This window comes from Stenotrophomonas sp. JAG2 (assembly GCF_041080745.1).
GTDB classification, from domain to species: domain Bacteria; phylum Pseudomonadota; class Gammaproteobacteria; order Xanthomonadales; family Xanthomonadaceae; genus Stenotrophomonas; species Stenotrophomonas maltophilia_AA.
Genome location: NZ_JBEUMH010000003.1, coordinates 391,485 through 398,423 on the forward strand (window position 1 = coordinate 391,485; position 6,939 = coordinate 398,423).

Annotated in this window: 4 protein-coding genes, 1 tRNA gene and 1 pseudogene; 4 read left to right on the forward strand and 2 right to left on the reverse strand. The window is 67.9% G+C overall.

Annotation, left to right across the window (positions count from 1 at the left end; genetic code table 11):
- The first annotated feature begins 44 nt into the window (after positions 1-44).
- Positions 45-1,194, forward strand: a pseudogene (locus tag AB9O74_RS05965) (aldo/keto reductase).
- Between the two features lie 231 nt (positions 1,195-1,425).
- Positions 1,426-3,564 (forward strand): TonB-dependent siderophore receptor, encoded by a 2,139-nt coding sequence (locus tag AB9O74_RS05970; RefSeq protein WP_369348751.1) that lies wholly within the window; start codon positions 1,426-1,428, stop codon positions 3,562-3,564.
- A gap of 57 nt (positions 3,565-3,621) precedes the next feature.
- On the opposite strand, the gene AB9O74_RS05975 is transcribed toward AB9O74_RS05970, so the two are convergent.
- Entirely contained in the window at positions 3,622-4,323 is a 702-nt protein-coding gene (locus tag AB9O74_RS05975) for a pirin family protein (protein WP_319211314.1), read from the reverse strand.
- A 140-nt stretch (positions 4,324-4,463) separates the two neighbouring features.
- Between AB9O74_RS05975 and AB9O74_RS05980 the strand changes: the two genes are divergently transcribed.
- Both AB9O74_RS05980 and AB9O74_RS05985 read left to right on the forward strand, forming a co-directional pair.
- Positions 4,464-5,390: a LysR family transcriptional regulator gene (locus tag AB9O74_RS05980; protein ID WP_354274203.1), complete on the forward strand. Its 927-nt coding sequence runs from the start codon at positions 4,464-4,466 to the stop codon at positions 5,388-5,390.
- Between the two features lie 110 nt (positions 5,391-5,500).
- Positions 5,501-6,646: an alpha/beta fold hydrolase gene (locus AB9O74_RS05985; RefSeq protein WP_369348737.1), complete on the forward strand. Its 1,146-nt coding sequence runs from the start codon at positions 5,501-5,503 to the stop codon at positions 6,644-6,646.
- A gap of 80 nt (positions 6,647-6,726) precedes the next feature.
- Here the strand turns inward: AB9O74_RS05985 and AB9O74_RS05990 are convergent.
- Positions 6,727-6,803: transfer RNA gene (locus AB9O74_RS05990), tRNA-Arg, on the reverse strand.
- Positions 6,804-6,939 lie beyond the last annotated feature (136 nt).

Genomic DNA, 6,939 nt, shown 5'->3' on the forward strand with positions numbered 1-6,939 from the left:
CGCTCTGCGACGCTGTCCGCTTCCCCGCAGAAACAGGAGTCGCCGTGAACGCACGTCGCCACTTCCTTTCCGTTGCCGCCGCCGGCACTGCCGCTTTCGCCGCCTCCCCGTTGATGGCGCAAGCGGCCGGCCCGGGCAGCGTCCTGCCCACCCGCGGCCAGGCTTCAGCGAAGCCCTTGCCCGGCAATCCCGCGCAGCAGGGCAGGCGTTACCGGCCGCAGACCCGCCTGGGCCTGGGCGGCGTCGCGATCGGCAATGGTTTCGAGGCCGCAACCGATGCGCAGAGCGAAGCCACCCTGGCCGCAGCGTACGCGGCCGGGGTGCGCTACTTCGACACCTCGCCCTGGTACGGGCTGGGCCTGAGTGAGCGTCGTTACGGCCATCACCTGCACAACCATCCGGCGCGCGAGTACACGCTGTCGACCAAGGTCGGGCGCCTGCTGACGGCGACCGCCGGTGAGCTGCAGGACGTGATGTGGAAGGACCCGTCGCCGTTCCATTACCGCTACGACTACTCCGCCGACGGCATGCGGCGTTCGGTGGAGGACAGCCTCAACCGGCTCGGTGTGTCGCAGCTGGACGTGGTCTTCATCCATGACCTGTCGCCGGACAACGAGAAAGACCTGGGCATGCCCTGGGAGCAGCGTTTCGCGGAAGCTGCGAAGGGCGCGATGCCGGCGCTGACCCGCATGCGCGAGGAGGGGTTGATCAAGGCGTGGGGCTTCGGTGTGAACCGGCCCGAGCCCGCCCTGCGCGCGGTGGCCGAGGCGGATCCGGACATCTTTCCTGCTCGCCTGCCAGTACTCGCTGCTGGACCACGAGCAGGCGTTGCATGACACCTTCCCGAAGATCGCCGCACACGGTGCATCGGTCGTGGTCGGTTCGCCGCTGCTGGCCGGTTACCTGGCCGGGCGCGACCGGTATCTCTATGACCGCAAGGTGCCGTCGTGGGCGCCGGAGAAGCGCGCGAAGGTGGAGGCCGTCTGCGATCGCCATGGTGTGGATCTGCGCACCGCGGCGCTGCAGTTCGCCGATGCGCCGGAGGTGGTCTCGGCGGTCATTCCCGGCGCGCGGACGCCGGAACAGGTGCTGGCCAATGTCGCCTCGATGTCCGTGGCGATTCCGGCCGCGTTCTGGGCCGAGCTGAAGCAGGAGAAGCTGATCGCCTCGGATGCCCCGGTGCCGCGCGGCTGACCCACCACGCCCCGCCTGGCGCGGGGCGACCCCCGAACGCCTTCTGCCTCAACGGTCGCGCCATCTTCCACTGGCGCCCCGGATGCGGCATCATGCCGCCCATTCGTTCCCTCCAGCCGCCGCCAGAGGAGTCCCTTCCTGCCTGGAGGCATTGCCGTGTCCGTCGTTCCGTTCCGTGTTGCCCCGATCCACCCGGGTCGCCGTCGTGCTGTTCCCGCGCTCTCCCCGCTGATGCAGGCGATGGCCTGCGTGCTGGGCCTGGCCCTGTCCGCCTCGGCCGTGCAGGCCGACGAGGCGCCACGTGGCGAAGCACCGCCCAAGGAAGGCGCGCAGACCCTGCAGACCGTGCAGGTCACCGCCAACCAGCTCGGCACCGTGACCGAAGGCAGTGATTCCTACACGCCCGGCACGATCGCCACCGCGACCCGCCTGGTGCTCAGCCCGCGCCAGACCCCGCAGTCGATCAGCGTGATCACCCGGCAGGAAATGAACGACTTCGGCCTCAACGGCATCGACGACGTCATGAAGGTCACGCCCGGCGTGAGCATCGTCACCTATGACAGCGAGCGCACCGAGTACTACGCGCGCGGCTTCGCGGTGCAGAACTTCCAGTACGACGGCATCCCGATGGCGCGTGATTCGGCGTACTCGGCCGGCAACACGCTCAGCGACATGGCCATCTACGACCGCATCGAAGTGCTCAAGGGCGCCACCGGCCTGCTGACCGGCATGGGCGATCCGGGCGCGACCATCAACCTGGTGCGCAAGAAGCCGACCCGCGAACTGGCCGGCAGCGCCACGCTGGGCGTGGGCTCGTGGGACAGCTATCGCGCCGAGGTCGATGTCGGCGGGCCGCTCACCGAAAGTGGCCGCGTGCGCGGCCGCGTGGTGGGCGCCTACCAGGACAGGCATTCCAATGCCGACCACTACCAGCGCAGCAATGAGGTGTTCTACGGCATCCTCGAGGCCGATATCGGCGAGAGTACGCTGCTGACCGTCGGGGCCGATTACCAGGACAGCGATCCCGAGGGTTCCAGCTGGGGCGGCATTCCGCTGCTGGACAGCGAAGGCAATTTCAACAAGATGCCGCGCTCGTTCAACAACGGCGCGCAATGGAGCCGCTGGGGCCAGTACGCCCGTACCGGCTTCGCCACGCTGGAGCACACCTTCGGCAATGACTGGGTCGCCAAGCTGCAGCTCAACCACCAGGTCAACGGGTATGACGCCTCGCTGGGTGCCGCGGCCGGTGGCAATCCGGATCCGGTGACCGGCGAGGGCGTGAGCATGTGGCTGGGCCAGTACATCGGCAAGACCACCAGCAACGCGGCCGATCTGTATGTGAGCGGAAAGTTCGAATGGTTCGGCCGCCAGCACGAGCTGGTCGTCGGCGGCAGCGTGTCGCGCAAGCGCTGGGTCAACAACGGCTACTCGCCGCAGCCTGGCTATGTCAGCAGCGTTGCCGACTACTACGCCTGGACCGGCGACGTGCCCGAGCCGGACTGGCAGTGGGGCTACGGTGACAACCAGGTCACCCGCGAAAGCGGTGCCTACGTGGTGGGCCGTTTCGACCTGGCCGACCCGCTGAAGTTGATCGTCGGCAGCCGCATCGCCAACTACACATCTCCGGATACCGACGAGAGTGGCGTGGTCGTTCCGTACGCCGGCCTGGTGTACGACCTCAACCGCAACTTCTCGGTGTTCGCCAGCTACAGCACCATCTTCAAGCCGCAGGGCAACCAGGACGAACAGGGCCGGGTGCTGGATCCGATGGAAGGGCGCAGCTACGAGGCCGGCCTGAAAGCGGAGTTCTACGATGGCCGACTCAACGCCAGCGCGGCGGTGTTCCAGCTGGAGCAGGACAACTACGCACAACCGACCGGCGGCAGGACGCCGAGCGGCGGGATCGCCTATGAAGGCCTGATGGGGGTGCGCACCAAGGGCTACGAGCTGGAGGTGTCGGGTCAGCTGGCGCCGGGCTGGCAGGTCCAGGGCGGCTATGCGCACAAGATCGCGCGCCAGCAGTCCACCAAGGTCTCCACGCTGGAGCCGGAAGATCAGTTCAGCGTGCACACCAGCTACCGCCTCACCGGTGCAGCCGATGGCTGGAGCGTGGGCGGTGGCGCGCGCTGGCAGGGCAGCACGTTCGGCACCATCACCAACCCCGCCACCGGCGGGAGCCAGCTCCATCGCACCGAGCCGTACTGGCTGCTCGATGCCATGGCGCGCTATCAGTTCAACGACCAGCTGTCGGCGACGCTCAACGTCAACAATCTGCTGGACAAGCACTACTACACGATCTTCAGCTGGTACAGCACCTACACCTGGGGCGAGCCGCGCAACGTGCGGCTGACGCTGAACTACAAATTCTGATCCACGCAACGAACGACACCCCGGGCAACCGGGGTGTCTGCGTTTGAGGCCGGGTGGTTACAGCGCCAGCTCGAACACGATGACTTCCGCGTCGTTGGCGTTTTCCAGCGTCAGCTGTGCCTCGTCGCTGACCTGCAGCGCATCGCCGGTCTCCAGCGTGATGCCGTTGACCTGCAGCTGCCCGCGGGCGACCTGCACGTAGGCACCGCGGCGCGGGGCCAGTGGCAGGTGGACGCGGTCGTCGCCGTCGAGGATCGTGGCGTAGATGTTGGCGTCCTGGTGGATCAGCAGCGAACCCTCACGGCCATCGCGCGAGGCGATCAGGCGCAGCTGGCCGCGCTTGGTGTCCGGGGCGAAATGGGTCTCCTGGTAGCTCGGGGTGATGTTTTCCTGGTCGGGGAACAGCCAGATCTGCAGGAAGTGCACCGCTTCGTCGGCCGAGTGGTTGAACTCGCTGTGGCTGACGCCGCTGCCGGCGCTCATGCGCTGCACGTCGCCGTAGCGCAGCACCGAGCCGGTGCCCATCGAGTCCTTGTGTTCCAGCGCGCCGCCGAGCACGTAGGAGATGATCTCCATGTTGCTGTGGCTGTGCGTGCCGAAGCCCTGGCCACCCTGGACGCGGTCTTCGTTGATCACCCGCAGTGGGCCGAAGCTGACGTAGCGCGGGTCGTAATAGTTGGCGAAGGAGAAGGTGTGCATGGAGTTCAGCCAGCCATGGTCGGCCTTGCCACGGGTGTTGCTCTTGCGGATCTGCAGCATGGGAATCTCCTTGGTGTTCGATGGTTTCGATGGCGGTCCGGGGCGGTCGCTGCCGTCCCCTTTCCTGTTGCGGCCAGTATCCGCTTGCTCCGCCGGCTTGAAAAACGGATAGTTTTGCAAGCCATCATCGAAAAATTCGAATGCTCAAGCTCAGCCTCGACGCCCTGCAGATCCTGGATGCCATCGACCGCCGGGGCTCGTTCGCCGCGGCCGGCAAGGCCCTGCACAAGGTGCCTTCGACCATTTCCTACACCGTCTCCAAGCTGGAAGAGGACCTGGGCGTGCAGCTGTTCGACCGGGTCGGGCCGCGCGCGCACCTCACCCCGGCCGGGGAGGCCCTACTGGAAGAGGGGCGCCACCTGCTGCGGGCGGCGCGCGAGCTGGAGATGCGGGTGCGGCGGGTGGCCTCCGGCTGGGAGGCCGAACTGACCGTGGCGGTCGACTCGATGTTCGTGCCGGCACTGCTGGCCGAGGACGTGCGCGCTTTCAATGCGGTGGCCGAACAGACCCGGATGCGGCTGATCAGTGAATCGCTGTCGGGCACCTGGGAGGCGCTGCTGGACCGGCGCGCGGACCTGCTGGTCGGCGCGGCGGGCGAGGGGCCCAGTGGTGGCGGCTACGTGGTCGAGCCGATGGGCGTGGTGCGTTTCGTGTTCGCGGTGGCGCCCTCGCACCCGCTGGCAACCGCGCCCGAGCCGCTGGGCCGCGAGCAGCTGGCCGGCCACTGTGCCATCGCCGTGGCCGATTCGGCGCGGCGGCTGCTGCCGCGCACGGTCGGGCTGCTGATGGGGCAGGAGACGGTCACCGTGCCGGACATGGTCAGCAAGTTCCGCCTGCAGTGTGCGGGACTGGGGTTCGGCTTCCTTCCCGAGCCGTATGTGCAGCAGGCGGTGCGCGAGGGGCGGCTGGTGATCAGGCAGGTCGAGGAGCCCAAGCCGGATGAGACCTTCTGGCTGGCCTGGCGCACCGGCGAGGAGGGGGCGGCGCTGAAGTGGTGGCGCGAGCGCATGCAGCGCCCGGAGGTGCTGGCGGGCTGGTGGCCGACCATGGAGGCCTGGCTGGGCTAGTCAACCTGAATCGTGGCCTCGCTGTCATCGGATGGTCATCTGGATGCGATAGAGCGCCGTCGGCCTGATCGGTAACCTGCCCGACTCGTCTGGTTTTCGCACATCTCCCCATGAAGCGCTTGCTGCTGTTGCTGCTGGCCGGGGCTGGCCTGTGGCTGGCTGCCTGCTCCTCCCTGACCTCCACCGCCGCCTCGACCTCGTTGAGCGATCGGCTGATCGCGCCGGGTGGCGTGTCCACGCTGCTGGACACCGCGCGCATCGCCGAAGCGGTGGACAGCGTGCCCAACCGGCACGGCCTCGTGACCGGCCGCGCGGGCGTCCCGATCTTCTGGCGGGCCTTCGACCCGGGGCAGTACGGGGTGCGCTACGAATACCTGGCCCAGCAGCACCAGAACGGCGAGCCGCTGCGCACCGGCATGGCGCTGGACCTGCCGCATCCGTTCCAGCCGCAGGCGCCACGCGGCACGGTGGTGCTGCTGCACGGCTGGATGATGAACGGTGATGCGATGCTGCCGTGGTCGCTGCAGCTGGCGCAGTCCGGCTACCGCGTGGTCACCATCGATCTGCGCAACCACGGCCATTCCGGCGCCGGCCCGTCCGGCTACGGCACGTTCGAATCGGATGACGTGGTCGATGTCATCGCGGCGTTGAAGGCGCGCGGCGAGGTGGTCGGGCCGCTGTACCTGTTCGGCGTTTCCTACGGTGCGGCCACCGCGCTGTTCACTGCCGACAAGCTCGGCGACCAGGTCACCGGGGTGGTGGCGATGGAGTCCTTCGCCAATGCCGGCGATGCGATCCGCAGCATGATCCCGCACCTGATGTCGCTGCAGCCGACCGCATGGAAGGCGCAGGCCATGGCGGCCTACGGGCGCTGGCGCTATGGCGGGCAGGATATCGACCAGGTGATCGCCGCCGCCAGCCAGCGCCTGGATCTGGACCTGGATCGCGTCGACGTCACCCGCGCGCTGGCCGACAGCCGCGCCTGCGTGCTGCTGCTGCACGGCCAGGACGATGAGCACGTGCCGGTCGGGCAGGGCCGCCGCCTGGCCGCCGCCAGCCCGCGCGTGCATTACATCGAAATGCGTGGCGAAGACCACATCACGCTGCCGCTGCGTGTGGACCTGCTGGGCGGCGTGGTGGACGACTGGCTGGCGCACGACGACCACGCCGGTGGCGCGTGCCCGGCACCGGAGCTGCCGGGTGAAGCCGATCTGATGGCGATGCAGGCGGCCCAGGCACCCGCACCGCAGGGTTGACCTCCCGGTAGTGCCGGCCGCTGGCCGGCGCCAACGCAAAAAAAAACAGCAACCGATGGCTGCTGTCTTCGTCGATGTAATGGTGCGCCCGGAGAGATTCGAACTCCCGACCGCCTGGTTCGTAGCCAGGTACTCTATCCAACTGAGCTACGGGCGCATTTGCATTGTCTGGTTGTGTGTCCTGCCGCGCGTGTCGCCACGTTCGACGGGAAGGCAGGCGAGCCTGCCGTTCGATGTAATGGTGCGCCCGGAGAGATTCGAACTCCCGACCGCCTGGTTCGTAGCCAGGTACT

Bases quoted from the DNA above. Each gene is read 5' to 3' on its own strand.
- AB9O74_RS05970 (WP_369348751.1), top strand. From the start codon at position 1,426: ATGCAGGCGATGGCCTGCGTGCTGGGCCTGGCCCTGTCCGCCTCGGCC.
- AB9O74_RS05975 (WP_319211314.1), bottom strand. From the start codon at position 4,323: ATGCTGCAGATCCGCAAGAGCAACACCCGTGGCAAGGCCGACCATGGC.
- AB9O74_RS05980 (WP_354274203.1), top strand. From the start codon at position 4,464: ATGCTCAAGCTCAGCCTCGACGCCCTGCAGATCCTGGATGCCATCGAC.
- AB9O74_RS05985 (WP_369348737.1), top strand. From the start codon at position 5,501: ATGAAGCGCTTGCTGCTGTTGCTGCTGGCCGGGGCTGGCCTGTGGCTG.